Raw genomic sequence first — 24650 nt, forward strand, 5'->3', positions numbered from 1 at the left:
TCAGCCGCTGACGACGGCGCTGATTTCCGCGCTCCCCACGGCGTCGTCGGGTGGGAGGTCCAGCCCCAGGTCGACCAGGATGACGCGTCCTACGACCGGAGCACCGTCGTCGCCGACGAGTCCCGCCTTCACCCCGCCGAATGTGACGGTGACGGATGCCGGGAGAACGACATCGTCGTGCGCTCCGGTGTCGGGGTCCACGCCGCTCGGCAGGTCGACCGCGACCACACTCGTCCCGGCGCTCTCCGCGCGCGGGCGGAGGAGCCGAACGGCTTCGCGTGCGGTCCCGCGCAACGCCGCCGAGGCTCCGATGCCAACGATCCCGTCGAGGATCAGGGTGTACGCCGATGCGGAATCCCGCGCCGCTGACATCTCCACCCGACGGACCCCTGCGGCGAGCGCCGCAGCGAACGCCGCCTCGTGGAAGCGGTCGCTGACGAGGAGGACGTCGACGTCGGCTTCCGCGGTCAGCTCGACGGCCGCGTACAGCGCATCGCCGCCGTTGTCGCCGGGTCCGGCGAGGACGAGGACACGAGGACGTCGGACCTGCGTGCCGCTCGGGATCCGCTCGCCCGCCGACGCGAGCTCTGAGTGAGCGACCGCCGCCAGCGCCGCTGCCGCGCGACGCATGAGCGGCTCTCCCGCATCGAGGAGCGGCTTCTCGGCCTTCCGGATCGTGTCGGCGGAGAACAGCGGCACGATCGCTCGAGCCTCAGCCACGGGTGTCGTCCTTCGCTGGGCCGACCGCCGCGGCATCCGTCGTCCGGGCAAGGGTCGCTTCACGCTCGGCATCCGCCGCTTCCCGTGCCGCGGCGAGCTCCTCGGTCGCCACACGGATGCCGTCCTCCGCCTTGCGCACACGTCGCAGGATGAACGTGGGTGCGCCGTGGCGCTCGCGGACCCGGTCGGCGTCCTCGGCGACGCCCAGGATGATCCAGGAGGAGGCGAGGAGGATCACCTGCGCCGACAGGTTGAACCAGAGCAGGAGCGCGATGAGCGCGGCGAAAGAGGCCAGAAGCGGGTTGGAGCCGGCGCCTCCGACGAAGAGTCCGGACAGCTGTTGCAGGACGACCAGCCCCACGCCGCCGATGGCCGCTCCCCCGATGATCGTCCGCGGGCGCGCCTTCACCCCGGCGAGTGTCACGAAGGCGAGGGCGATCAGCCCGGCGTCGAGGAGGAACACCACCAGGATGGAGAATCCTCGGGTTGCGATCTCGGCGAAGGTACCGTCGCCGATGCCGATCCACTCCCGGACGCTGCCGATGAAGGCGGTGCCGGCGAATGTCGCCGCGGCGGAGAGCACAAAGCCCCCGCCGATCGCGACGGCCAGGGCGAGGTTCCGCAAAACCACCCAGATGAACAGCGTGTCCTCGGCGACGCGGTCGGCGAGCGCCCGCAACGCCGACCGGAGCGATCCGATGGCGCCGATCGCCGCGCCGACGAGACCGAGGAGCGACAAGATGCCGGCGACCGTCAGTCCCGCGGGGGCGGTGATGTCGTTCACGTCGATCAGGCCGTCCTGCCCCAGCAGACCGGGGATCGCGGAGTCGACGGCGCTGATGAGCGACTGCCACGCGACGGGGTTGTCGCTCAGCCACAGCGCCGCGAAGGAGAACCCGAGCAGAACGCCGGCGAAGACGGAGAACAGCGCGCGGTACGTGATCGAGTCCGCGAGCATCGCGCCGCGGCGTTCGGAGTAGTGCAGGAACGTCCGCACGAGTCGGAGCGACAGCGCCCAGGCGGTCACTTTCGCGATCAGGTCTGCCATGTGCGCCACGATACCGACGGTCGGTCACGTGTCCCGGGGCTCGACATGCCCGTCGATGTGTGAAAGGGGTCAGAGCGGAGCGTTCCCCTGCAGCAGGGGTGGGAGGAGACCCAGCCACGCACCGAGGAGCATCCACGGGCCGAAGGGGATCGCGGTGTGCCGATCGGCGCGACGGAGAAGCAGGAGCACGATCGCGTAGAGGCCGCCCGCGACGAACGCCGATGCCGCGCCCACCAGGAGGCTCCCCCATCCGGCGAATCCGAGGACGAGTCCGAGGACGCCGGCGAGCTTGACGTCGCCGCCGCCGAGTCCGCTGCCCCGGACGCCTCGGAGCACGGCGTAGGCGCCGAACAGGACGAGCCCCCCGAGGAGCGCGCGGAGGAACGCGTGCGCATCGCCGTCGGCGACCGCCAGCAGCCCGAGCGCGGCGATCGCGATCGGGTAGGCGGGGAGCACGAGGCGGTTGGGAAGCCGGTGCGTGCGCACATCGATCACCGCGAGGACGGCACCCCACCCGAGGAAGGCGAGCAGGATGCCGCCGCGGAGGATCTCGATGAGCACGAGCAGAGGCTAACCGCCGCTCGACGTCTGCGCGGGCGGCCTGTGGACAACCGCGTGCGCAGACCGGTCACCACTGGGGGTGGATGTCCTCGCGCAGCCTCTCGTCGTAGACGCCCCGGACGGCCGCATCGAAGGCGGCGAGGTCGAACCCGCCCTCGAGCAGATCCGCGGCGGCGGCGTTGGAGCGCGCCTGCCGGACGTTCCGCGCGCCCGGGATGACGCTCGTGATCCCGGTCTGCGCCGCGATCCACGCGAGCGACGCCGCGGGGAGGGTCACACTCTCCGGCAGCGCGGCCGCGAGCTCGGACGCGGCGGCCACCCCGGTGTCGTAGTCGACGCCGGAGAAGGTCTCGCCTCGATCGAAAGCCTCGCCGTGGCGGTTGTAGCTGCGGTGGTCGTCGGAGGAGAAGGCGGTGTCGGAGGTGTATCGCCCCGACAGCAGACCCGATGCCAGGGGCACACGGGCGAACACCGCGACACCGGCGGTCGCCGCGGCCGGGAGGACCGCGTCGAGGGGCTTGAGCCGGAACGGGTTGACGATGATCTGGACGTTCGTCACGCCGGGTCGGGAGATCGCGGCGAGCGCCTGCGCCACCGTCTCCACCGAGACCCCGTAGGCCGCGATCGCGCCGTCCGCGACCAGGGCGTCGAGGGCGTCGAACGTGCCGTCCGCCTCGATGACCGCGGACGGAGGGCAGTGCAGCTGGACGAGGTCGAGCGTGTCCACGCCGAGATTGCGCCGCGAGCGCTCGGTCCACGCGCGGAAGTTGTCCGGGCGGTAGTTCTCCGGTTCCTGGGGCATCCGCCGCCCCATCTTCGTCGCGACCGTGATGTCGTGGCCCGGCCGCTCTGCGAGGAATCGCCCGATGATCGATTCGCTGCGCCCGTCGCCGTAGACATCGGCTGTGTCGAAGAGGGTCACGCCCTGCTCGACGGATGCCGAGAGCACCGCGGTGGCGTCCTCTTCGGTGACCGCTCCCCAGTCCGCGCCGAGCTGCCAGGTGCCGAGTCCGATCACCGAGACGTTCCGGCCGGTGTGCCCCAAGGGTCGCTGCTGCATGGATCCTCCTCGATAGTCCTCGCCCAGCATGTCACGCGCGACGGGGCCGGCGGACCACGCGATATTCACGGCCCCGGCGCTGGCGGCATCCGGGCGGGCGGGAGCACACTCGAGGTGTCGGCGCATCCCAGCTGCCTTCGGCATCGGCGCCGGATGGAAATGGAGGACGAAAGCATGACACGCACGATCGTCATCACCGGTGCCGCGAGCGGAATCGGGCGGGCCACGGCGGAACTGCTCGCAGAGCGGGGGAACCGGATCGTCGGCGTCGACCTGCGTGGGAGCGACATCGATGCGGATCTCACCACGCCGGAGGGGCGGAGAGCTCTCGTCGACGGCGTCCGAGACCTCTCCGGCGGCGCCGTCGACGGGGTGATCGCCAACGCGGGCCTCGCGTCACCGACCGTCGCCACCGCGGCCGTCAACTACTTCGGCGCCGTCGCCACGCTCGAAGGACTCCGACCGCTGCTGGCTGAATCCCCCGCGCCACGCGCCGTGGCCACGGCGTCCATGGCGTCGCTGTATCCACCGGACGACGCGCTCCTCGAGCGACTGCTCGCCGGCGACGAGGACGCGGCGCTCAGCCGGGCGGGTGAACTGGCGGCAGGCTCACCGGAGGAGGCGAACGCGATCTACGGCACGACCAAGCGGGCCCTCGCGCGCTGGGTCCGACGCCACGCACCGACCCCCGAGTGGGCGGGTGCGGGGATCGCCCTGAACGCGATCGCCCCGGGGGTCGTGTCCACGGCGATGACGGAGCAGTTCACCAGCACGCAGGAGGCACGGGACGCGATCCTGCAGATGGTGCCCATGCCGCTCAACGGGATCTTTCCGCCGCGCGACGCCGCCTACCTTCTCGCGTGGCTCGTCAGCGAGGAGAACGCGCATCTGTGCGGCCAGGTGATCTTCATCGACGGCGGCTCCGACGCGGTCATGCGAGGCGATTCCACCTGGTGAGCGACAACACCGTCACGGATTGATCAGGACCGGGGTTCCCTCCGGCAGCTCGGCGAGCGCGGCGATCGCGGCGGGATCCACCCGCACGCAGCCGTTGGAAATCGCTCCCGAGCGCTCGTCGTGGTAGTGGAACGCCGTGACCGCGGCATCCGCTCCACCGAAGCCGTCGAGCGTCGGGGACTGCACCGACAGGTACACGATGGGGTGCCCGCGGGTATAGCCGAACTCGGGCACGACGCGCGTGGTCATGATGTACGACCGCCCGAGCGGGGTCGGTGTCGCGTCCGTGCCCCAGGCGAAGTCCGTCGCGATCGTCTGCCGCTGCCCGCCCCGCACGATGTCGATCGTGCGGGCGCCTATGGCGACCTCGACGTGCGCGTCTGAGGGGACGACGTCGACGTCGGCGGCTCGGATCCACCCGGCGACCTGCGCGGCGGTCCCCTGAGAGGGAAGGGCCTGGCGTCCGACCAGGAGCACCTTCAGCCAATGCTCCTGCCGCTCGACGACCGGAACCGAGGTTCCGTCGAACGGGAGGGTCGCCGGGAGGAAACCGATCGGCTCAGCCGTCGGATCGGCGAAGACGGGAGCGCCCCCGGCGCGCGGGGTCGCGATCACCTCGTTCGGCACCGCGTACGGGTCGTCGTCGACGGGAAGCCCCGCGTTGACGGCGAAGACATCCACCTGCGCCAGCTCGGCGGAATCGTAGACGACGGTGTTCGCGGGGAACTCCGCGACCGTCGGGCTCGGTGTCGGAGTCGGGGTGGGCACGGGCGCCGGGGTCGCCGCCGCCGTGGGCGCGGACGTCGGTCCCGCGTCCGGCGCCGCGGTCAATCCCGACACGGCGAGCGCCATACCCACCGCAACCGTCAGGGTCGCGATTCCACCGACGACCCACAGCCACCGGCGTCGCGAGGGCACGGACGTCGCGTGGTCACCGGCGGGGTCGGGCGCATCCGTCATACGTCCATGCTCACCCGGGCGGGGCCTGCCTGCAAGCCGGCGTCGCCGCCGCTCAGGGACCGCACCGATCGAGGTCGGTCTCGGCGAGGGGCTGACCCTCGGGGATGACGTAGGTGACCCACAGGACGACGGGCTCATCGCCCTCGTTGACACCCTCGTGCGGGTAACCCGCTCCCTCGATGATCGCCTCCCCCGTGGCGTAGACACGCACGCCATCGGGATGTGTCGCGGCATAGTGCGTGAGCTCCCCCGCCTGGACCACAGCGATGAGCTGCCCGTGATGGCAGTGCACGCCGGTCCCGGCTCCGGGAGCGATCGTGATCTCGCGGAACGTGACCCCGACCCCGTCGCCGGCGTCGGGGACGTCGACCACAACCCCCTCGTCGATCTCGCCGGCCGCCACGTCCACGGCGGAGACGGGAGCCGCGGACGACGGCACCGTCACAGAGGGAGCGGCACCCGCGGTGCTCCCCGGCGTCGGCGAGGTCACCGCCGGGGCGGCACAGCCACCGACGGTCATCAGCAGCGCCACGAGCGGGGCGACGACCAGCGTGCGCACGGACCGATTCCTCATGGGATCCCCTCCCGGATGCCGCCAGCCTAGGGTCTGCGCCCCGCGCGCGTAAGAATCGGCTGAGAACCCGGCCGGCATCCGGCCCCGCAGCCACGGGACGCGGGATGATGCGGGCATGGATCTTCGTGACATCCCCATCACCACCATCCGCGGCGAGGAGACGACCTTCGGCGAACTGGCGGACGGAAGGGCCGCGCTGGTCGTGAACGTCGCCTCGCGGTGCGGCCTGACGCCGCAGTACGAGACCCTCGAGGCGCTGCAGAAGGAGTACGGCCCGCGCGGCTTCACGGTCATCGGATTCCCGAGCAATCAGTTCCTGCAGGAGCTGAGCTCGGAGGAGAAGATCGAGGAGTACTGCTCGACGACGTGGGGTGTCACTTTCCCGATGTCCGAGAAGGTCCGGCTCAACGGCAAGAAGGCCCACCCGCTCTATCAGCAGCTCACCACCGTTCCGACGGACGACGGCAAGGCGGGCGGGATCAGCTGGAACTTCGAGAAGTTCGTCATCAGCCCCGACGGCGAGGTCTCGCGCTTCTCCCCCCGCACCAAGCCCGACGCGCCCGAGGTGATCGCGGCGATCGAGAAGGCGCTGCCCGGCGGGGACTCGTCCGCCTGACCCGCGACCCGTCGCGCCCGTCACACCCCCGCGGCGCTCCCTCGCCGTGGACTTGACCTTCACACCGTGTCAAGGTCGATCGTGGTCGACATCATGTACACCATCGGAGAATTCGCCGCGCTCACGCGGGTGAGTGCACGGATGCTGCGGCACTATGACGCGATCGGGCTCCTGCGCCCTGCCCGCGTCGACGACCGCACCGGCTACCGCTCGTACACGATCGATCAGCTCCCGCGGGCGCTGAGGATCGCGGAGTTGCGGGACCTGGGTGTGGGCCTTGAACGCATCGCCGGCCTGCACGCCGACGCCGAGGGCGAGACCGCGCTGCGGACGCTGCTCGCCGAGCGTCATCGTGAGCTGTCGGCATCCGTCGACGAAGACCGGCGGCGCCTGGCCCGCATCGAGCGGAGACTCCGTCAGCTGGAAGGAACCACCATGCCGGATGTCTCCTACGCGGAGCTTGCGCCCGTCACCGTCTACGCCACGGACGGCGTGGCTCCGGGCGTGGGTCCCGAGAACGTCTCACCCACGATCGGATCGCTCGTCGACCTACTCGATCACGCGCTGGCGCAGGCCGGTCGGCGTGTGATCGAGCCCGGAATCTTCTGGTACGAGCCCCGAGACGACGGTCGGCTCGGTGTGCACGTCGCGTACACCGCGGAGGCCGACCCCGAGCCGGGAGTCGGATACGACGTGGTCACGCTGCCCTCGGTCCCACTCGCCGCCACACTGCGTCATCACGGCGATATGACGGGAATCGGGGAGTCGTGGGGGATGCTGATGGGACGGGTCGTCGCAGACGGCTACCGCATCGTCGGCGATTGCCGGGAGGTGTACCTCCAGGCCGATGGGCACGTGCCGGGTCCCGATTGGGTGACCGAGCTGCAGGTGCCGGTCGCCCGGTGACTCGACGGTGATCAGATCAGCGGGATGACCCGGATTCCCCGGCATCCGCCCCGGTCTGCCCCATCCCGGGTCGCACCGCGGCATCCGGTTCGATGTCGATCCGCCGGATGCCGTCGTGTTCCGTCACCCGGATGCGGGGCGCGGCGTCCTCCTCGGTCGCCTCCGGCGCGGTGGTCAACTGGTCGTACCGATCCTTCGCGCGCTGCGCGTCCTGCTCGGAGGGTGTGTCCATGCCCTCACGGTAGGGCTCGTCTTCTCCGGAGGCGGCGGGGTTGACAGGGCGCTCTCAGGAATAGCGATCCCGACCCGATCGTTGTCCCGGCCCGGAACAATGGTCAACGAAAGGACATTCTCCGTGACGCTCTTCTCCCCCACCACCGTCGGCTCCACCACCGTGCGCAACCGCGTCTCGCTCGCGCCGATGACCCGCCTGCGGGCGGACGAAGCCGGTGTCCCGGGTGATCTGGTGGCGCAGTACTACGCCCAGCGCGCCGGAATCGGCCTGCTCGTCACGGAGGGCGTGTTCCCGAGCACCGAGTCGCGCGCGTACCCGGGGCAGCCCGGCATCGCCACCGACGCCCAGGCCGCGGGATGGGCCCGCGTCGCGGACGCCGTCCACGCCGCAGGCGGCACCATCTTCATGCAGGTGATGCACGGGGGCCGGGTGTCGCACACCGGCATCACCGGCACCTCGCGGATCGTCGCGCCGTCCGCGATCGCCATCGAGGGCCAGACGCGCCTCGCCGACGGATCGAAAGTCGACTTCCCGGTTCCGCACGCCCTGGAGACCGCGGAGCTGGCGACGGTGCGCGACGAGATCGTGCGCGCCGCGCGCCGCGCCGTGGACGCGGGCATCGATGGCGTCGAGCTGCACTCCGCGAACGGCTACCTCCTCCACGAGTTCCTCTCCCCCGCCTCCAACCGACGCGAGGACGGGTACGGCGGTTCCCCCGAGGCGCGCACCCGGTTCGTCATCGAGGTCGCGCGCGCCGTCGCCGACGAGATCGGCGCCGACCGGGTCGGCATCCGCATCTCCCCCGCCCACAACATTCAGGACGTCTGGGAGCGCGACGCCGACGAGACCCGCGCGACCTACCTGGCTCTGGTCGAAGGGCTCGCACCGTTGACGCTGGCGTACCTGAGCATCCTTCACGAGGACCCCTCCGGCGCCCTCCCGCAGGAGCTGCGCCGCGCCTTCGGCGGCACCGTCATCGCGAACTCCGGCTTCGGACGCGTCACCACGCGCGACGAGGCGATCCGCGTGATCGACGAGGACATCGCTGACCTCATCGCCGTCGGCCGTCCCGCCATCGCGAACCCCGACCTCGTGGAGCGCTGGGAGCGCGGGGCCGAGGAGAACCCCGTCGACCAGGCCACCGTGTACGGTCCCGACGCCCGCGGCTACACCGACTACCCCACCCTGGCGGCGTGAGGAAGACCCGGAGGAACGCCGCATCCGCCGCTCGACCCGAGCGGCACGTCATCACGCTCGTGGTGAATCTGCCCATCACCAAGCTCGATGCCCTCGACGCGATCGCCTTCGCGGCCGACGGTACCGTCGAGGGTGCGGGCACGGCGTTCCCCCGGGTCCCGCTGGGGGCCTCGGCGTGGGCGGAGGTGGAGCTTCCCCGCTTCGGCGAGCCGCCGCCGTTCGCGATCGACGTCTGGTCGACGGCATCTCTGACGGATGCCGCGGATCAGGCCGAACGTCTGCGCGCCGCTCTCGAACGCCTGGGGTGGCGCGTACGGATCTCGGCGCTCTGAGGTCTCTCAGCCGACCGCGCGGTCGCGCCAGGCGACGGCGGTCTCGGCGAGGACGGTCGGCCACGGCGAGGGACGGATGCCGAGGACCGCGGTCGTCTCCTCCGTGTCGACGAGGAACGGCCGGTCGAACTGGTACAGGACTCCCTCGAGCTCGCGGAGGATCGGCACCACCCATCCGCCGACGCGGACGAGTGGGCGCGGAAGCGTGCGCAGGCGTGGAGGCGGGGCGCCGGACAGTCGGGAGAGTTCGCTCAACACGTCGCGGACCGTCGTCGGCGGGCTCGAGGGGACGATCCACGGACACCCCCAGGCCTGCTCGTTCTGCGCCAGCGCGAGGAGGGTCGCGGCGATGTCGTCGACCGCGGTCCATGCGTGCGGCTGGTCGGGGTCGCTGAAGACGCTCGCGGGTTTTCCCGCGAGCGTGGCGGCAGCGTAGCGGGCGAGGATCGAGCTCGTGGTCGGCGCGGTCGGACCGATGTAGTCGGACGCCCGCGCTTCGGTCGCCCGCACCCGCCCCGCCTCGTGCGCGGTCCGCGCCTCCTCCCACATGCGCGCACGCAGAGCGCCCTTGTGGTCGGAGGGGCGCAACGGCATCGACCGCGTCATCGGCTCATCGACCGGACCGTAGCCATACAGGTTGCTCAGCGTGACGAGAACCGCGCCGACATCCTCCGCCGCGCCGAGGATCGCCGAAGCGAGCGGGGGCCATTCTCTCTCCCAGGCCTGGTACGAGCCGGGGTTGGCGCAGTTCACGATGACGTCGGCTCCGGCGGATGCCGCACCGAGCGCCGCGCGGTCGGTCGCGTCGAGGGCGATGTGTCGCACACCGTCGATCTCCGTTCCGGCGCCGGAGCGGGTGACGACAATGACCGAGCAGCTGTGCTCCGCGGCCCGTCGGGCGACGGCTGTTCCGATGGGGCCGGCGCCGATGATCACGAAGCGCTGAGTCTGCATGCTGCGAGCATGCCAGGTCGGGCGGGGCGGGAGATGACGACGGCGCGTCGTCGGGGTGAAGAGTTCGCGTTGACACGCGGGTGTCAACCCCGGTGGGTATCCGGTCCGCCGCGCGTAGCGTCGGGCGTCACGAGACAGGAGACGAGATGAGCAACGAAGAACGCCCCGGCGACCACGCCAACCCGACCGCCAAGCCCGGCGGTGTAGGCGAGGACGGCACGATCCCCGCCGACCCCGACGGCGTCGCCGCCGGTCACACCGGCGAAGCGTCGACCTTCGAGCCGGAAGAGGACGAGCAGGCCGACGACGCCTGATTTCTCGATCGGCACATTCCGGTCGGGATGCGCCCCACCGTCACTCCACACGCCGCTGCGCGCCGCGCGGAGCCTCCGACGGCGTGGGCCCGCCTGGATAACCCACTCGCGGGAATGAGAAAAGGGCCCGCCTTCGGCGAACCCTCTTCCCATTCCGGTCGGGATGACAGGATTTGAACCTGCGACCCCTTGACCCCCAGTCAAGTGCGCTACCAAGCTGCGCCACATCCCGGAAGGCCGCGCATGCGCGGACAACTCCCCTATCCTAGCCGGTCGGAACGGCATCCGCGAACGCGTGCGGTGCCCGGGCATGGCGAGGGGCGGGTACCGCGAGTAGGGTCGCGCGCATGAGCCGGGTCACCGTGGAAGCCGCCAGCGCCGATCGCTTCGCCGACGTGCAGCACGCCCTCACGGGCGGAGGCGACGGAGCGAGCTGTCAGTGCCAGTGGTGGACACTCACGAACGCGCAGTTCTCTGCCGCTACGGCCGAGGAGCGGCTCCGGATGCTCCACGACGAGATCGGTGCCGGCCCGCCGCCCGGGCTGATCGCCTACGTCGAGGACGTCCCCGCGGGATGGGTGCGTGTCGGGCCGCGCGTGCGTCAACCTCGGCTCGAGCGTACGCGCGCGTTCGCATCAGTATCCGAGCAGCCGTGGGACGACGCATCCGTCTGGGCCGTCACCTGCTTCGTGACCCGTAAGGAGCACCGTGGCGAAGGGCTTAACGCAGCATTGCTCGACGCCGCCGTCACGTTCGCGCGAGCGCGCGGGGCGCGTGTCCTCGAGGCGTATCCGATCGACCCTGAGGCCGGCCGACGGCACACCGCGAACTCGCTGTTCCACGGGCTCCTGTCCACGTTCCTCTCCGCCGGCTTCCGAGAAGTCGGGCGGTCCCGTCCCGATCGCGTCGTGGTCGCTCTCACGCTGGAGAAGTGACGCGTCCGGACGGGAACGCCCCGCTGTTTGACATCATGGACGGATGACCACCACCGCCCGTGTCGATGCCTGGCTGTGGGCGGTCCGGGTGTACAAGACCCGTTCCGCGGCGACCACCGCGTGCCGCGCGGGTCATGTGCGCGTGAACGGCGAAAAGGCGAAGGCGGCTCAGACCGTCAAGCCCGGCGACGAGGTGCGCGTCCGGATCTCGGGATTCGACCGGATGCTCGTCGTCCGCCAGACGATCGTGAAGCGTGTCGGCGCGAGCGTCGCGGCGGAGGCGGTGGAGGACCGCACGCCGCCACCACCGCCCCGGGAGCTCACCGCGTTCGTGCCGGTGCGCGATCGTGGCGCCGGGCGCCCGACGAAGCGGGAACGCCGCGACATCGAGAAGCTCCGCGGGCGCTGACCTGACCGGTGAGTCACTCTGCCGCGAGGAACGGGCCGAGGACGGCGACCCACTCGTCGAACGCATCCAGATGCGCGTCGTGGGACGCACCGACGAGATCCACCCGCGCCGCGCGTCGTCCTCGAGCGACGAAGTCGGCCTTCTGCTCCTCGGTGAACATGCCGCCGTCGGCGTAGACCACGAGGGTGGGGACGCTGACGCTCTCCCACTCACTCCGATTCGGTTCGCTCATCCCGTCGAGCACGCGAACCATCACATCGGAATCGAACCGCGGATGCAGTCCGTCACTCCGCTGCTCGAGATCGGCGATCCACGTCCGGGCGAGCGCGCCGTCGCCGAGAAACTCTCGTGCTTCGGCGCGATCAGCGAAGGGAACAGGCCACGACCGGAAGAATGATCCGATCGCGGCATGGTCGTCGGCAGACCCTCCGCCGGCGCCGCCCTCGAGCATCACCAGCCGCCGGACCAGGTCAGGTCGGTGCGCCGCCACCAACATTGCCGTGTGCGCCCCCATCGACTGGCCGACGAGGTCGACCGGCTCGTGCCCCTCCGCTTCGATCACCCGCACGACGTCATCGACGAACGCGAGCCGCGACACATCGGCGGGCGTCCGCGTGCTGGCGCCGTGACCGCGCTGATCCACGAGGATCACCGGTCTCGGCGAAAGAGCCTCGGCGGTCGGGACGAACTCGCGCCCACTCCCGGCCAGTCCGTGCAAGACGACGACCATGGGCCCCACACCGGGGAAGACCGTGTACGAGATCGTCGCGCCGTCGAAGGCCGTGATCGCACGATGCTCTGCCGCCATCGAGTCACCGTACCTCAAGGCGGAGATTACGTCATTATCTTCGATTATTTTTTCCATGTGGCAGACGTTGCCCCGTCGAATGTCGTATCTCTGTTCTATCCTGGAGTCATCGACCGTTGAACGAATCGAGAAACCATGGACGAGACTCCGGATGCCGCGCCCGAGGCGTCGTGGGAGGAGCGGACCGCGGCGCACGTGGACGAGTGTGTGGCGTGGCACCGGCTGGAGGCGATCGTCCAGGCGGGGAAGGCTCGGGCGCTCGCCGCAGCGCAGGCGACCGCGTTGGAGCGGATGGCGGAGTCGCCGTCGGCGCAGTCGCGGGCGAGGGAAATGCCCATCCGCGGGATGGCGGCGGAGCTCGGCGCCGCCCTTCGCGTGAATGACCGGTCGGTGCAGACTCAGATGGATCAGGCCCACCGTTTGTGCACGGAGTACCCCGCGACGTGGTCGGCGTGGAAAGCGGGGAGGATCGACAGATCCCACACCCGGGTGATCGTCGACACCGGCGCGGCGATCCGCGATCCCGAGGCGCGCGCCGCGTATGAACGCGACGTACTGGACTACGCGGTGAAGACCACACCCGGGCGCGTGCGCCCCTATGCGCAGCAGGTCGCAGACAAACACCACCCCAGGACGATGCAAGAACGGCATGATGAGGCGCTCCCGTCCCGGCGGGTGTGGGTGGAAGACCTCGACGACGGCCTCTCGATGCTCGGGATGATCGGACCCTCCACCGAGATCCACGGTGCGTACGACCGCGCCACCCAGCAGGCAAAGGCCCTGAAGGGACATGACCTCCGCAACCGCCGCGACGCCGCTGAACGCGCCACGATCGACTCGCAGCTCGACGGCACCCAGAACGACTCCGCGTGCACCTGGTTCGATGACCGGACCCGGGACCAGATGCGCGTCGACATCATCCTCGACATGCTCCTCACCGCGGCCCCCTCCGTCGACCCCACCGGAGGCGACCTCGGCGCCATCAGAGGTGTCGTGCAAGTCACCATCCCCGCCACCACCCTCACCGGAACCACCACCGGCGGCGCGGAGCTGAACGGGAAGTGCGCGATCGACCCCACCACCGTCCGCACCCTCACCGGCACAGCCACCGGATTCGACCGCGTGTTCCTCCACCCCGTCACCGGAGCCGTCCTCACCGTCGACCGATACACCCCCAACGCCGCCCTCAAACGACTCCTGCTGGCAAGAGACGTGCGCTGCGCGTTCCCCGGATGCCGCCACCCCGCCCTCCGATCCGAGATCGACCACCGCAAAGAGCACGCGAAAGGCGGAACCACCGACGAGGACAACCTCGGCCCCTTCTGCCTCCGACACCACACCGTCAAACACACGGAAGGATGGACCGTCACCCAGCTCCCCGGCGGCAGACTCCACTTCACCGCACCTTCCGGCAAGACCTACACCGAAGACCCCCCACCCCGGGTCATGTTCCTCCCCGAACCCCAACCGGCATCCGCGCCCTTCTGAGGCAACGCACGGAGCCGCGCTCCACGTCACCGGGGACCAGGACGACCGACAACGCGGGGTCCGCGCCGAACTACTCCGCCGCGTCGCGGGAGAGGTGCGCGCCGAGAGGTGCGAGTCCGGCGATCACCTCGCGGTAGATGCCGCCGGCGCTGGCGGCATCGCCGAGCTCGGACCGCCGCACCCACTCACCGAAGACGACACGGATGATCGCGTCCATCGCCGCGACCGTCGCGCGGATCGTCAGGACATCGGCGTGAGCGCCCGCCGCGTCGACGGCGGCATCGATGAGCTCATCGGCATTGTCGATGTCATTCGTCACCGCGCGCGCGAGAAGCATGGGCTCCGACTCGATCACGCGGCGGACCCGCAGCACTCGTGCACGGATCTCCGGCCTGCGGTCGAAGTCGTCGAAGAGGCGCACCCACGCGTGCTGGATCGCCGCAGCGAGGTCCGCGCCGCCGCGCACATCATCGAGGAGTCCCACGCGGATCGCGCGGTATTCCGCATCCTCGTGGAAGAGCGCATGCTCCTTCGTCGGGTAGTACCGGAAGAACGTCCGCGGAGAGATGCCCGCGGACGCGGCGATCTCATCCACCGTCGTGGCTGCGACGCCCCGCTCCTCGAAGAGCGTGAGCGCGGCATCCGCCACCTCGCGCAGGGTTTCGCGGCGACGCCGCTCGCGCAGGCCGACCGGCGGGTTCTCCTCGGCTGTCATGTGAAGAATTGTACACGCGACGCCAACTTGGCAGTCACTGCCATGTACTCGACGAGTCCTCACCCGCATGTCACCGTGCGGTGCGCCCCGAACGAGAAAGAGCGTGCGCGTGACCCTCGAGAAGAACCTTCCTCCCCTGTCGTCCGAAGACCCGCGTCCCGCACGCGCCGTCCGTCCCGGCACCGTCATCGCCCTCCTCGTGGTGTCGGCGTTCGTCGTGATCCTCAACGAGACGATCATGAGCGTCGCGCTCCCCCGGCTGATGGAAGACCTCGGCATCACGGCTGCGACCGCCCAGTGGCTGACCACCGGCTTCCTCCTCACCATGGCCATCGTCATCCCGCTCACGGGATACCTCCTGGCCCGTTTCCCGCTTCGCGGCCTCTACCTCACCGCGATGAGCCTTTTCACGGTCGGCACCCTCGTCGCCGCCCTCTCCCCGGGCTTCGAAGTCCTGCTCCTCGGTCGCATCGTCCAGGCCTCGGGCACGGCCATCATGATGCCGTTGCTGTTCACGACGGTGCTCACGATCGTCGCTCCCGAACGCCGCGGACGCATGATGGGCGTCATCTCCATCGTCATCGCCGTCGCCCCGGCGATCGGCCCGACCGTCTCGGGCATCATCCTGTCCGTCCTCGACTGGCGCTGGATGTTCTGGCTCGTGCTCCCGATCGCCGTCGTCACGCTGACCCTCGGCGCCCTGTGGGTGCGGAACGTCACCGAGACCCGCGCGGCGAGCTTCGACATCCTCTCGGTGATCCTGTCCGCCCTCGGCTTCGGCGGACTCATCTTCGGCCTGAGCTCCATCGGCGAAGCGGCCTCCGGGCACGCCCCCGTCCCGGTATGGATCCCGATCACCGTCGGCGCCGTTTCCGTCGTCGCCTTCATCCTCCGCCAGATCCGCCTGCAGCGCACCGACTCGGCCCTGCTCGATCTGCGCACCTTCCGGTCGCGGCCGTTCGCTCTGGCGACCGTTCTCGTCGCCGTGGTCTTCTCCGCGCTCTTCGGATCGCTCATCCTGCTGCCGCTCTACCTGCAGCAGGTCCTGGGACTCGACACCCTCACCGTGGGCCTCATGCTGCTCCCGGGCGGCATCGTCATGGGCGCCATCGCTCCGGTGGTCGGCGCGCTCTTCGACCGATTCGGACCCCGACCGCTCGTCCTCCCGGGCATGATCGTCGCCGCCGCCGCGCTCTGGGGCATGACGACCTTCGACGCCGGCACGCCGATCGCCTGGATCATCACGGTGCACGTCGCCCTGAACCTCGGTCTCGGCTTCGTCTTCACACCGTTGCTGACCTCCGCACTCGGGTCGCTGCCGCCGACGCTGTATTCCTACGGCTCGGCCACGGTGAGCACGCTGCAACAGCTCGCCGGCGCCGCGGGCACGGCGCTGTTCGTCACCCTCATGTCGGTGACGGCCGCGGCGGCGGCCTCGGAGGGGGCGAACCCCGTCGCCGCGACCGCGGACGGCGTGCACGCGGCCTTCCTCGTCGGTGCGATCGTCGCGAGCGCGGCGGTCCTTCTCGCCGCCTTCGTCCGCAACCCCGCGGTGGATGCCATGGCGCCGACCGAGATCGTGGCGCACTGACCTCGCGTCGGACACGCGACCGGACTCAGGGCAGCAGATCCCGCAGCCAGCGGGGACCGCGCACCGCGGCGCCGGTCTCCCGGCACCGGTCCGCCAGCTCCCGATCCGCCGTCACCACCGTCACCGAACGCCCGGCGTCCCCGAGACGTCGGGCTTCGGCGACGATCGCGTCATCTCCGGAACGATCCGCTCGGACGATGGAGATTCCGTCGACATCGGACGCCCCACGCCCCTCCCCTTCGACGACCGCCACCCACTCGGGGAACCACGTGTGCTCGGGAAGCGACAGCTCCGCGGCGGGGATGCCGTGGCCCGAACGCTCCGCCACTGCCGCCAGCAGGCGGTCCGCGGCGCCGGCCCGGTCGCGCCACCAGCCGTCCGGGACGGATCCCATCACGTTCGCGACATCGATCAGCACGGCCGGGCGCACCGCGAGCAGTTCGCGCAACCGCACCCAGGCGGTGGCGAACCCCGGATGCAGCGGCCGCTCCTGGACGACGTCGGCGGGGACCCATTGCAGGGCTGTGCTCTCGGGATCGCTGATCGTGGGTTCGAACGGCGTCTCGACGTCACCGACGAGCGTCGTGTACGACCAGTAGCCGAGGTCCAGCACGCTCAGCAGTCGCGGACGGATCGACCCCGACGGCACACCCGCCTCCTCGGCGGATTCGCGGAGTGCGGCATCCGTCGCCGACTCGTCCTCGTGACGTGCGCCACCCGGAAGCCCCCAGGTGTCGCCGAAGTGGCTCCACGACACGCGATGCTGCAGCAGGATGCCACGCGCCGCGTCCACGGCGAGAAGTCCGGCGGCGCCGAAACGCCCCCAGTACCGCGCACCGTCCGGAGCGAGCACCCACGCGTCACCGGGGTTCCTCGGCGTCGGTCTCGCGTTCGTCACCCCGCAAGCCTGACACACCGGCGGCGGGCCGGGGTCAGCGCTGGCGACGCTCCCGCACGCGCATGTTCGTCACGATCGGCGTCCCCTCAAAGCCGAAGACCTCGCGGAGGCGACGCTGAATGAACCGACGGTAGCCGGGGTCGAGGAAGCCCGTCGTGAACAGCACGAATGTCGGCGGACGCGTGGCGGCCTGCGTCCCGAACAGGATGCGCGGCTGCTTGCCTCCACGGAGCGGGTGCGGGTGCTCGGCGACGAGCTCGGCGAGGAAGGCGTTGAACTTGCCGGTCGAGATGCGCTGGTCCCACGACGCCAGAGCCGTCTCCAGGGCCGGGACGAGCTTGTCGAGGTGACGACCGGTACGCGCGGAGATGTTCACCCGCGGCGCCCACGCCACGTGCGCGAGATCCTGCTCGATCTCCCGCTCGAGGTAGCGACGCCGGTCGATGTCCTCCATGTCGTCGTCGTTCAGGCGATCCCATTTGTTGAAGGCCAGCACGAGCGCGCGGCCGGACTCCAGCACGAGGTCGATGATGCGGACGTCCTGCTCGCTGAGCGGCTCCGACACATCGAGGACGACGACGGCGACCTCCGCCTTCTCCAGCGCGGCGGAGGTCCGCAGCGACGCGTAGAAGTCGGCGCCCTGCTGCAGGTGCACGCGACGACGGATGCCGGCGGTGTCGACGAACCGCCAGAGCTTCCCGCCGACCTCCACGACCTCGTCCACCGGGTCACGGGTCGTGCCCGCGAGCTCGTTGACCACGACGCGCTCCTCGCCGGCGGCCTTGTTCAGCAGGGAGGACTTCCCCACGTTCGGGCGCCCGAGGATGGCGACGCGGCGCGGGCCACCGATCTCGTGCCCGGCGACGGCGGAGATCTCCGGCAGCACCTTCATGATCTCGTCGAGGAGATCCGCGACACCGCGACCGTGGATCGCGGACACCGGATACGGCTCACCGAGACCCAGGTTCCACAGCGCCGCGGCTTCGGGCTCCTGACGCGCATCGTCCACCTTGTTGGCGACGAGGAAGACGGGCTTCCCGCTCTTGCGCAGCAGCTTGACGACGTGCTCGTCGGTGGAGGTGGCCCCCACCATGGCGTCCACCACGAACAGCACGACGTCCGACAGATCGATCGCGACCTCGGCCTGCGCGGCGACCGATCGGTCGATCCCTCGGGCATCCGGCTCCCATCCACCGGTGTCGACGAGGGTGAACCGACGGTCCATCCACTCGGCCTTGTAGGTCACCCGGTCGCGCGTGACGCCGGGGGTGTCCTCCACGACCGCCTCGCGGCGTCCCAGGATGCGGTTCACCAGCGCCGACTTGCCGACGTTCGGGCGACCGACGATGGCGACGACGGGGAGCGCCGGCAGGTACTCGATCTCGCCCTCACCGGAGAGAAGGCCCTCCAGCAGTTCGGCGTCCTCCGCCTCGAGGGCGTAGTCGTCGAGGCCGGCGCGGAGGGCAGCGGCCCGCTGCTCGGCGAGGTCGTCATCGAGACCGGCCATGTGCTGGGCCAGGGTGTCGGATGCCGCGGCGTCGTCGGGGACGTCGAATTCGCGATCGTCAGTGTGCATGGGAAGCCTCCAAGGCTCGGTCGATCACGGCGAGGACGGCGTCCACCGTCTGGTCGAAGTCCAGGTCGGTGGAATCGACGACCTCGACGCCGGGCGCCGCGGCGAGGAAGTCGACCACCTTCGAATCGGCGGCGTCGCGCCGGTGCAGGGCCTCGGCGACCGCCGCGGCATCATGCGATGTCAGTTCCGCGCTCCGACGGGCGGCGCGCACCTCCGGCGCCGCGGTCAGCAGGATCCGCGCCGGCGCATCGGGGACCACGACGGTCGTGATGTCACGGCCCTCCACGACCACCGCGGGCAGGTCGGACGCGGCCACGAGGGCACGGAACAGTGCGGTGAGCGCGTGGCGCACCGCCGGCACCCGCGCCACGCCACTGACGGCATCCGCCACCTTCGGCTCGCGGATCGCCGCGGTGACGTCCGCGTCCCCCACCCGTACCCATCGGTCATCGGGGTCGAGCGAGATGGCGTAGTCGAAGTCGCCGAGCACATCCAGCACGGCGGACGAATCGGACGTGTCCGCCCCGTGCTCGAGCGCGTGCCACGCGAGCGCACGGTAGGCGGCACCGGTGTCCAAGAACCCGTAGGTCCGGCGACGCGCGACCTCCTGAGAGACGCTCGACTTGCCGCTTCCGGCGGGGCCGTCGATGGCGATGACCGCCGGCGTCCGGGGAGAGGAGTGGGTCATGGGGTGGTGCTCGCAATCTTCCAGCCGCGCGACTCGAGGCCGTCCACCGCACGGCGCACCGCGCTCGGGACGACACTGATCTCGGCGAGACCGAACTGGGCGCCGGGCGAATGCTCCAGGCGCAGGTCTTCGACGTTCACATCCAGCTCACCGAGCTCGCCGAACAGGCGGCCGAGCTGACCGGGTGTGTCGTCGACCATGACGACGACCTGCTCGAAACGGCGGTTCTGGCCGTGCTTGCCGGGCAGCCTCTCGACGCCGTCGTTCCCCCGTCGGATCGTGTCGGCGACGGCGCGACGTGCTCCGGGCGCGTCCGGTGCGCTCAGCGCCGCGGCCACGGTCGCCAGATCGTCGGCAAGGGCCCGGAGGACGTCGCGCACGGGCTCAGCGTTCGCCCCCAGGATCTGCACCCACAGTTCCGGCGCGGAGGCCGCGATCCTCGTGGTGTCCCGCAGCCCCTGTCCGGTCAGCTGCAACGAGCGGTCCGGCGCATCGGCCAGGCGTCCGGCGAGGAGGCTCGACACGATCTGCGGCACGTGGGAGACGAGGGCCACCGCACGGTCGTGTTCTTCCGGGGTCATCTCGATCGGGGTGGCACCCAGGTCGAGGGCCAAAGCCTCGACGATCGTCAGGTCCGCGGCGGAGGTCTCCTCGTCGCGGCACACGACCCACGGCCGGCCCACGAAGATGTCCGCGCGCGCGGCGATGGCTCCGCCGCGCTCGCGTCCGGCCATCGGGTGAGAGCCGATGTACCGGGTGAGGTCGGCGCCGCGTGCGCGCAGCTCTTTCAGAGGCTCGAGCTTGACGCTCGCGACGTCGGTGACGACGGCTTCCGGGAAGGCTGCGAGCTCACGCTGCACCACATCGGCGACGACGTCCGGAGGGACGGCCACGACGACGAGCACGGGGGTGTCCCCTTCGCGCGCCGGCCGACCCGCGCCGTAGTCGACGGCGAGGCGCAGCTGCGCGGGGGAGGTGTCGGCGAGCGCGACGTCGACCCCCGAGGCGGTCAGCGCATGACCGATACTCGATCCCAGGAGGCCGGCGCCGACGATGCGGACGGGTCCGCGCGTGCGCGTGGCCAGCACGGTGGCGTCGGTCACTCAAGTCTCCAGATGCTCGGAAGCAGTGGCGCCGCGGGCGAGGGTGAGCAAGGCGCCGCGCTCCACTTTAGTCAACTCGCGGCTCTTGCCCGCTGGCAGGGTTCCCAGGTGGAGGGGTCCGAACTGGCGCCGTACGAGTTCGACGACGGGATGCCCCACCTCGGCCATCATCCGTCGGACGATGCGGTTGCGTCCGGAGTGCAGCGTGAGCTCCACGAGCGAACCGGTCCCCTCCGTGCTGCGGGAGAGCAGCCGCGCCTTGTCCGCCGAGATCGGCCCGTCCTCCAGCTCGACGCCGGTGAGCAGGCGCTGAATCGTGGCCGGCGCGACGCGCCCTTCGACTTTGGCGATGTACACCTTGGTCACCCCGAACGAGGGGTGCGCGAGCACGTGCGCGAGGTCGCCGTCGTTGGTGAGGACCAGCAGACCGCTGGTCTCGGCATCCAGACGTCCGACATTGAACAGGCGCTCCGGATACGGCTCGACGAAGGGCCGCAGATCGGGGCGGCCGCGGTCGTCGCGCATCGAGCTGACCACCCCGGTCGGCTTGTTGAGGATCACATAGCGCTTGGTCTGGTCGAGCTGCACCGCGGTGCCGTCGACGTCGACGAGGTCCGACTCGGGGTCGATGCGGCGGCCGAGCTCGGTCACCACGACCCCGTTGATGCGGATCCGTCCGGCGACGATCATCTCCTCGACCACGCGGCGCGACGCCACACCGGCCGCCGCGAGGACCTTCTGCAGACGGACACCTTCGACATCGCTCATCGGCGCACTCCTTCGTCCAGACCCTCGGCGCGTCCGACCTCATCCGCCCCCTCCAGGAAGGGCGAAATCGGTGGGAGCTCGTCGAGGGAGTTGATTCCCAAGTGGACCAGCAGGGCGTCGGTGGTCCCGTAGTTGATGGCGCCGGTCTCGGCGTCGGCGAAGAGCTCGGTGATGAGGCCGCGGGCCAGGAGCGTGCGCACGACCGAGTCCACGTTCACCGCGCGGATCGACGCGACCTGCGAGCGCGTCACCGGCTGCTTGTAGGCGATGACGGCGAGCGTCTCCAGGGCCGCCTGGGACAGGCGCGCGGGCGCTTGGCCGCCGACGTACTCGGCGATGAGGTCGTCGTGGTCCTCGCGGACGTACATCCGCCACCCGCCGCCGACCTCACGGAGCTCGAACCCGCGACGCGGACCGCCCGCACGGCCGTCGTAGTCGGCCACGAGGGTCTCCACGGCCTGGCGCACCGCGGGGACAGGGGCTCCCACCGTCGCCGCCAGGGAGACGAGGGACAGGGGCTCTTCGGCGATGAAGAGGATCGCCTCCACGCGGCGGACGGTGTCGACGGCGGGAGACGCGTCGGTCACGGCGTCATCGGTCATAATCTGCTCCCAACGAGGCGAGATTCTCATCCGACCACCGCTGCGCGCTCCAACGGAGGGTCAGTTCTCCGAGCGGCTCGAGCTGCTCGAACGACAGGGCCGCGTGCCGGTACAGCTCCAGCACCGACAGGAAGCGGGCGACGACGACCCCGGGGGCGCTCACCCCGGCCACCAGCTCGCGGAACGACAGCGTGCCGGCATCGCGAAGAAGGGTGACAACGATCGCCGCCTGCTCGCGGATGCTCACGAGCGGAGCGTGCAGGTGGTCCAGGCCCACGTGAGGGATGTCCTTCGGGGTCATCGCGAGCAGGGCGAGGGCGGCGAAATCGTCCGGTGTCAGGGTCCATCGCAGGTCAGGGGCCGCGTGACGGTACTTGGCGTCCAGCCGCACAGACCGCGCGTGCCGCTGATCCTCGCGCCGCAGGCAGCGCTCGAACCACGCCGAGACCTCCTTGAACGCCCGGTACTGGAGCAGGCGGGCGAAGAGCAGATCGCGCGCCTCCAGGAGCGCCACGGACTCGGCATCCACCAGCTCGCCCTGCGGAAGGAGGCCCGCCACCTTCATGTCGAGCAGCGTCGCGGCCACCACGAGGAACTCTGAGGCCTCCTCCAGCTCCTGATCGGGGCCGAGGGCGCGCAGGTAGGCGATGAACTCGTCGGTCACCTTCGACAGCGACACCTCGGTGATGTCGAGCTCGTGCTGGGAGATGAGTCGCAGGAGCAGGTCGAAGGGCCCGTCGAAGACGCCGAGGGAGACCCGGAATCCGGCGGTGTCGTCGGCCGGCGCCTCAGGCGACGGCGCCACGGGCGACCAGCTCCCGCGCGAGTCGGAGGTACGCCTGCGCGGCGGCGTGCTCGGGTGCGAACTCGGTGATCGGCATCCCGGACACGGAGGCGTCGGGGAACTTCACCGTCCGACCGATGACCGTCTCCAGCACGTCGTCGCCGAACGCGTCCACGACGCGCTCGAGGACTTCGCGCGAGTGCAGGGTGCGCGCGTCGTACATCGTCGCCAGCACACCGTCGAGCTCGATCGAGGGGTTGAGGCGGTCGCGGACCTTGTCGATCGTCTCGATGAGCATCGCGACCCCGCGGAGCGCGAAGAACTCGCACTCCAACGGGATGAGGACCCCGTGGCTGGCGGTCAGCGCGTTGACCGTCAGAAGCCCGAGGGACGGCTGGCAGTCGACGAGGATGACGTCGTACTCACCTGCGACGCGACGCAGGGCACGGGCGAGGGTCTGCTCGCGCGCGACCTCGTTGACCAGGTGCACCTCGGCGGCGGACAGGTCGATGTTGGCGGGGATGACGTCCAGGCCCTCCACGCGGGTCCGGACGATGACCTCGTGCGGATCGCGCTTGCCGTCCAGCAGCAGATCGTAGATCGTCGGGATGTCGTGGGTCTGGATCCCGAGGCCCGCCGACAGTGCTCCCTGCGGATCGAAGTCCACCGCGAGGACGCGTCGGCCGTAGCTGGCCAGCGAGGCGGCGAGGTTGATCGTGGTGGTGGTCTTGCCGACCCCGCCCTTCTGGTTGCAGAGCGAGATGATGCGCGCCGGTCCGTGACCGTCGAGCTTCGGCGGGGTGGGGAAGCCTCGATAGGGTCGGCCGGTGGGGCCGATCGGGGTGTCGTCCTCGGACACCTTCGCCGCGCTCCGCTTACTGCCCGCCACCGATGCTCTCCACTTCCTGACCGTCCGGTCGATTGTAGCCCCGAGCGCGCGGGTGAGCCGTGACGTACACGTCGCGAAGCGCGTCGATCGAGACGTGGGTGTAGATCTGAGTCGTCGCCACCGAGGCGTGTCCGAGCAGCTCCTGGACGACACGCACGTCGGCACCGCCCTGCAGCAGGTGGGTGGCGAACGAATGCCGCAGGGTGTGCGGCGACACGTGCGCGGTCAGCTGTGCGCGCTCGGCCGCTGCACGGATCACCAGCCACGCGCTCTGGCGCGACAGCGGGGCCCCTCGGGCGCCGAGGAACAGCCGGGCGCTCCCCCGCCCCCGCCGGGCGAGTTCCGGGCGCGCGCGGGTGAGGTAGGCCTCCAGGGCCGCTCGAGCGTAAGACCCGACCGGCACCATGCGTTCTTTGTCCCCTTTTCCGCGCACGCGCACGACCTCGCGGTCGGCGAGGTCGTCGACGTCCAGCTGCACGATCTCGGACACTCGGGCGCCGGTGGCGTAGAGGAGCTCCAGGAGAGCGCGGTCGCGAAGGGGCACGGGACCCGTCGGCGACACCTCCGCGGGCGCGGGGCCGGCGGCATCCAGGAGATCCTCCACCTGCGTGATCGTGAGCGCTTTCGGCAGTCGTCGGGGCTGGCGGGGTGGACGCACCCGACGCGTGGGGTCCTCCGCCTCGACGCCCTCTCGCGTGAGGTGGCGGTGGAGCCCCCGTACGGACGACTGCAGCCGCGCGAGCGAGGACGGTGCCGGTGGCGGCTGAGAGGATGCGTGCGCGGCGACGAAGGCGGTGACGGTCTCGGCCCCGATGTCGGAGGTGTCGCCGATCCCCTGCTCATCGAGCCACGCGAGATACGTCGCGAGGTCACGGCGGTAGGCAGCGACCGTATGGTCGGACAGCCCCCGTTCGAGCGCCACATGGCGCAGGTAGTCGTCGACCGCTCGATCCGGGCGCACG

The 24650-nt window shown here is 70.5% G+C and carries 29 protein-coding genes and 1 tRNA gene; 10 read left to right on the forward strand and 20 right to left on the reverse strand.

Translation table 11 applies throughout. The annotated features are described in order from the left end of the window. The 4 genes from AB0O93_RS06900 to AB0O93_RS06915 all read right to left on the reverse strand — a co-directional run bounded on the left by AB0O93_RS06900 (position 1) and on the right by AB0O93_RS06915 (position 3389). On the reverse strand, positions 1 to 720 hold the full coding sequence (locus AB0O93_RS06900) for an NAD(P)H-hydrate epimerase (RefSeq protein WP_363341771.1): 720 nt from the start codon (positions 718 to 720) through the stop codon (positions 1 to 3). Beyond that, a complete protein-coding gene (locus tag AB0O93_RS06905) occupies positions 713 to 1768 on the reverse strand; it encodes a YihY/virulence factor BrkB family protein (protein ID WP_363341773.1) in 1056 nt (351 codons plus the stop codon). The genes AB0O93_RS06900 and AB0O93_RS06905 overlap by 8 nt, the downstream gene beginning before the upstream one ends. A 69-nt stretch (positions 1769 to 1837) precedes the next feature. Continuing rightward, a complete protein-coding gene (locus tag AB0O93_RS06910) occupies positions 1838 to 2329 on the reverse strand; it encodes an A24 family peptidase (RefSeq protein ID WP_363341775.1) in 492 nt (163 codons plus the stop codon). 67 nt (positions 2330 to 2396) lie between these two features. Continuing rightward, positions 2397 to 3389 carry an aldo/keto reductase gene (locus AB0O93_RS06915; protein WP_363341777.1) on the reverse strand — a complete coding sequence of 331 codons (993 nt, stop codon included), beginning with the start codon at positions 3387 to 3389 and terminating at the stop codon, positions 2397 to 2399. 174 nt (positions 3390 to 3563) lie between these two features. On the opposite strand from AB0O93_RS06915, the gene AB0O93_RS06920 reads away from it, so the two are divergent. Further along, positions 3564 to 4346 carry an SDR family oxidoreductase gene (locus AB0O93_RS06920; RefSeq protein WP_363341779.1) on the forward strand — a complete coding sequence of 261 codons (783 nt, stop codon included), beginning with the start codon at positions 3564 to 3566 and terminating at the stop codon, positions 4344 to 4346. A gap of 12 nt (positions 4347 to 4358) precedes the next feature. Here the strand turns inward: AB0O93_RS06920 and AB0O93_RS06925 are convergent, their stop codons facing one another. Next, positions 4359 to 5306 carry a L,D-transpeptidase gene (locus AB0O93_RS06925; RefSeq protein ID WP_363341781.1) on the reverse strand — a complete coding sequence of 316 codons (948 nt, stop codon included), beginning with the start codon at positions 5304 to 5306 and terminating at the stop codon, positions 4359 to 4361. Positions 5307 to 5358: 52 nt separating this feature from the next. Then, positions 5359 to 5865: a cupin domain-containing protein gene (locus tag AB0O93_RS06930; RefSeq protein ID WP_363341783.1), complete on the reverse strand. Its 507-nt coding sequence runs from the start codon at positions 5863 to 5865 to the stop codon at positions 5359 to 5361. Positions 5866 to 5995: 130 nt separating this feature from the next. On the opposite strand from AB0O93_RS06930, the gene AB0O93_RS06935 reads away from it, so the two are divergent. After that, positions 5996 to 6496 carry a glutathione peroxidase gene (locus AB0O93_RS06935; RefSeq protein ID WP_363341785.1) on the forward strand — a complete coding sequence of 167 codons (501 nt, stop codon included), beginning with the start codon at positions 5996 to 5998 and terminating at the stop codon, positions 6494 to 6496. 66 nt (positions 6497 to 6562) lie between these two features. Continuing rightward, positions 6563 to 7402 (forward strand): MerR family transcriptional regulator, encoded by an 840-nt coding sequence (locus AB0O93_RS06940; protein WP_363341787.1) that lies wholly within the window; start codon positions 6563 to 6565, stop codon positions 7400 to 7402. 16 nt (positions 7403 to 7418) lie between these two features. Here AB0O93_RS06940 and AB0O93_RS06945 read toward each other — a convergent pair whose 3' ends face one another. After that, positions 7419 to 7634 (reverse strand): multidrug transporter, encoded by a 216-nt coding sequence (locus tag AB0O93_RS06945; protein ID WP_363341789.1) that lies wholly within the window; start codon positions 7632 to 7634, stop codon positions 7419 to 7421. Positions 7635 to 7757: 123 nt separating this feature from the next. Here AB0O93_RS06945 and AB0O93_RS06950 point away from each other — a divergent pair, with 123 nt between their 5' ends. After that, the gene (locus AB0O93_RS06950) at positions 7758 to 8834 is read left to right on the forward strand and encodes an alkene reductase (protein WP_363341791.1); all 1077 of its coding nucleotides are present in this window, start codon (positions 7758 to 7760) and stop codon (positions 8832 to 8834) included. Continuing rightward, complete coding sequence (locus tag AB0O93_RS06955) at positions 8831 to 9166, forward strand: hypothetical protein (protein ID WP_363341793.1); 336 nt, start codon at positions 8831 to 8833, stop codon at positions 9164 to 9166. Before AB0O93_RS06950 ends, AB0O93_RS06955 begins: the two co-directional genes overlap by 4 nt. A gap of 6 nt (positions 9167 to 9172) precedes the next feature. On the opposite strand, the gene AB0O93_RS06960 is transcribed toward AB0O93_RS06955, so the two are convergent. Then, positions 9173 to 10207, reverse strand: a complete 1035-nt coding sequence (locus AB0O93_RS06960) for an NAD-dependent epimerase/dehydratase family protein (protein WP_363341795.1) — start codon at positions 10205 to 10207, stop codon at positions 9173 to 9175. A gap of 59 nt (positions 10208 to 10266) precedes the next feature. Here AB0O93_RS06960 and AB0O93_RS06965 point away from each other — a divergent pair, with 59 nt between their 5' ends. Then, complete coding sequence (locus AB0O93_RS06965; RefSeq protein ID WP_363341797.1) at positions 10267 to 10434, forward strand: hypothetical protein; 168 nt, start codon at positions 10267 to 10269, stop codon at positions 10432 to 10434. Between the two features lie 158 nt (positions 10435 to 10592). On the opposite strand, the gene AB0O93_RS06970 is transcribed toward AB0O93_RS06965, so the two are convergent. Beyond that, positions 10593 to 10666: transfer RNA gene (locus AB0O93_RS06970), tRNA-Pro, on the reverse strand. A gap of 115 nt (positions 10667 to 10781) precedes the next feature. Between AB0O93_RS06970 and AB0O93_RS06975 the strand changes: the two genes are divergently transcribed. Together AB0O93_RS06975 and AB0O93_RS06980 are read left to right on the forward strand one after the other, a co-directional pair. Next, positions 10782 to 11369: a GNAT family N-acetyltransferase gene (locus AB0O93_RS06975; RefSeq protein WP_363341799.1), complete on the forward strand. Its 588-nt coding sequence runs from the start codon at positions 10782 to 10784 to the stop codon at positions 11367 to 11369. Between the two features lie 43 nt (positions 11370 to 11412). After that, positions 11413 to 11778, forward strand: coding sequence for an RNA-binding S4 domain-containing protein (locus AB0O93_RS06980; RefSeq protein WP_053547215.1), 366 nt, complete (start codon positions 11413 to 11415; stop codon positions 11776 to 11778). A 13-nt stretch (positions 11779 to 11791) separates the two neighbouring features. Here AB0O93_RS06980 and AB0O93_RS06985 read toward each other — a convergent pair whose 3' ends face one another. Next, positions 11792 to 12586: an alpha/beta hydrolase gene (locus AB0O93_RS06985; protein ID WP_363341801.1), complete on the reverse strand. Its 795-nt coding sequence runs from the start codon at positions 12584 to 12586 to the stop codon at positions 11792 to 11794. Between the two features lie 135 nt (positions 12587 to 12721). On the opposite strand from AB0O93_RS06985, the gene AB0O93_RS06990 reads away from it, so the two are divergent. Continuing rightward, the gene (locus AB0O93_RS06990) at positions 12722 to 14074 is read left to right on the forward strand and encodes a DUF222 domain-containing protein (RefSeq protein WP_363341803.1); all 1353 of its coding nucleotides are present in this window, start codon (positions 12722 to 12724) and stop codon (positions 14072 to 14074) included. A 70-nt stretch (positions 14075 to 14144) separates the two neighbouring features. On the opposite strand, the gene AB0O93_RS06995 is transcribed toward AB0O93_RS06990, so the two are convergent. Next, positions 14145 to 14789, reverse strand: a complete 645-nt coding sequence (locus AB0O93_RS06995) for a TetR family transcriptional regulator (RefSeq protein WP_363341805.1) — start codon at positions 14787 to 14789, stop codon at positions 14145 to 14147. 136 nt (positions 14790 to 14925) lie between these two features. Between AB0O93_RS06995 and AB0O93_RS07000 the strand changes: the two genes are divergently transcribed. After that, positions 14926 to 16380 carry an MDR family MFS transporter gene (locus AB0O93_RS07000; protein WP_363341882.1) on the forward strand — a complete coding sequence of 485 codons (1455 nt, stop codon included), beginning with the start codon at positions 14926 to 14928 and terminating at the stop codon, positions 16378 to 16380. Between the two features lie 25 nt (positions 16381 to 16405). On the opposite strand, the gene AB0O93_RS07005 is transcribed toward AB0O93_RS07000, so the two are convergent. Genes AB0O93_RS07005 through xerD form a run of 9 tightly spaced genes read right to left on the reverse strand, consistent with a single transcriptional unit; the run spans position 16406 to position 24649 of the window. Beyond that, positions 16406 to 17278 carry an NUDIX domain-containing protein gene (locus AB0O93_RS07005; RefSeq protein WP_363341807.1) on the reverse strand — a complete coding sequence of 291 codons (873 nt, stop codon included), beginning with the start codon at positions 17276 to 17278 and terminating at the stop codon, positions 16406 to 16408. Positions 17279 to 17312: 34 nt separating this feature from the next. After that, on the reverse strand, positions 17313 to 18854 hold the full coding sequence (der, locus tag AB0O93_RS07010) for a ribosome biogenesis GTPase Der (protein WP_363341809.1): 1542 nt from the start codon (positions 18852 to 18854) through the stop codon (positions 17313 to 17315). Then, the gene (gene cmk, locus AB0O93_RS07015; RefSeq protein ID WP_363341811.1) at positions 18844 to 19542 is read right to left on the reverse strand and encodes a (d)CMP kinase; all 699 of its coding nucleotides are present in this window, start codon (positions 19540 to 19542) and stop codon (positions 18844 to 18846) included. The genes der and cmk overlap by 11 nt, the downstream gene beginning before the upstream one ends. Further along, on the reverse strand, positions 19539 to 20645 hold the full coding sequence (locus AB0O93_RS07020) for a prephenate dehydrogenase (RefSeq protein WP_363341813.1): 1107 nt from the start codon (positions 20643 to 20645) through the stop codon (positions 19539 to 19541). Before AB0O93_RS07020 ends, cmk begins: the two co-directional genes overlap by 4 nt. Next, complete coding sequence (locus tag AB0O93_RS07025) at positions 20646 to 21413, reverse strand: pseudouridine synthase (RefSeq protein ID WP_363341815.1); 768 nt, start codon at positions 21411 to 21413, stop codon at positions 20646 to 20648. Continuing rightward, entirely contained in the window at positions 21410 to 22015 is a 606-nt protein-coding gene (gene scpB, locus AB0O93_RS07030; protein ID WP_363341817.1) for an SMC-Scp complex subunit ScpB, read from the reverse strand. Before scpB ends, AB0O93_RS07025 begins: the two co-directional genes overlap by 4 nt. Next, positions 22005 to 22820 (reverse strand): ScpA family protein, encoded by an 816-nt coding sequence (locus tag AB0O93_RS07035; RefSeq protein ID WP_363341819.1) that lies wholly within the window; start codon positions 22818 to 22820, stop codon positions 22005 to 22007. Before AB0O93_RS07035 ends, scpB begins: the two co-directional genes overlap by 11 nt. After that, entirely contained in the window at positions 22804 to 23688 is an 885-nt protein-coding gene (locus AB0O93_RS07040) for a ParA family protein (RefSeq protein ID WP_053547203.1), read from the reverse strand. The genes AB0O93_RS07035 and AB0O93_RS07040 overlap by 17 nt, the downstream gene beginning before the upstream one ends. Further along, on the reverse strand, positions 23675 to 24649 hold the full coding sequence (gene xerD / locus AB0O93_RS07045; protein ID WP_363341822.1) for a site-specific tyrosine recombinase XerD: 975 nt from the start codon (positions 24647 to 24649) through the stop codon (positions 23675 to 23677). The genes AB0O93_RS07040 and xerD overlap by 14 nt, the downstream gene beginning before the upstream one ends. Position 24650: the final 1 nt, after the last annotated feature.

This window comes from Microbacterium sp. NPDC077184 (assembly GCF_040687055.1).
Classification (GTDB): Bacteria; Actinomycetota; Actinomycetes; order Actinomycetales; family Microbacteriaceae; genus Microbacterium.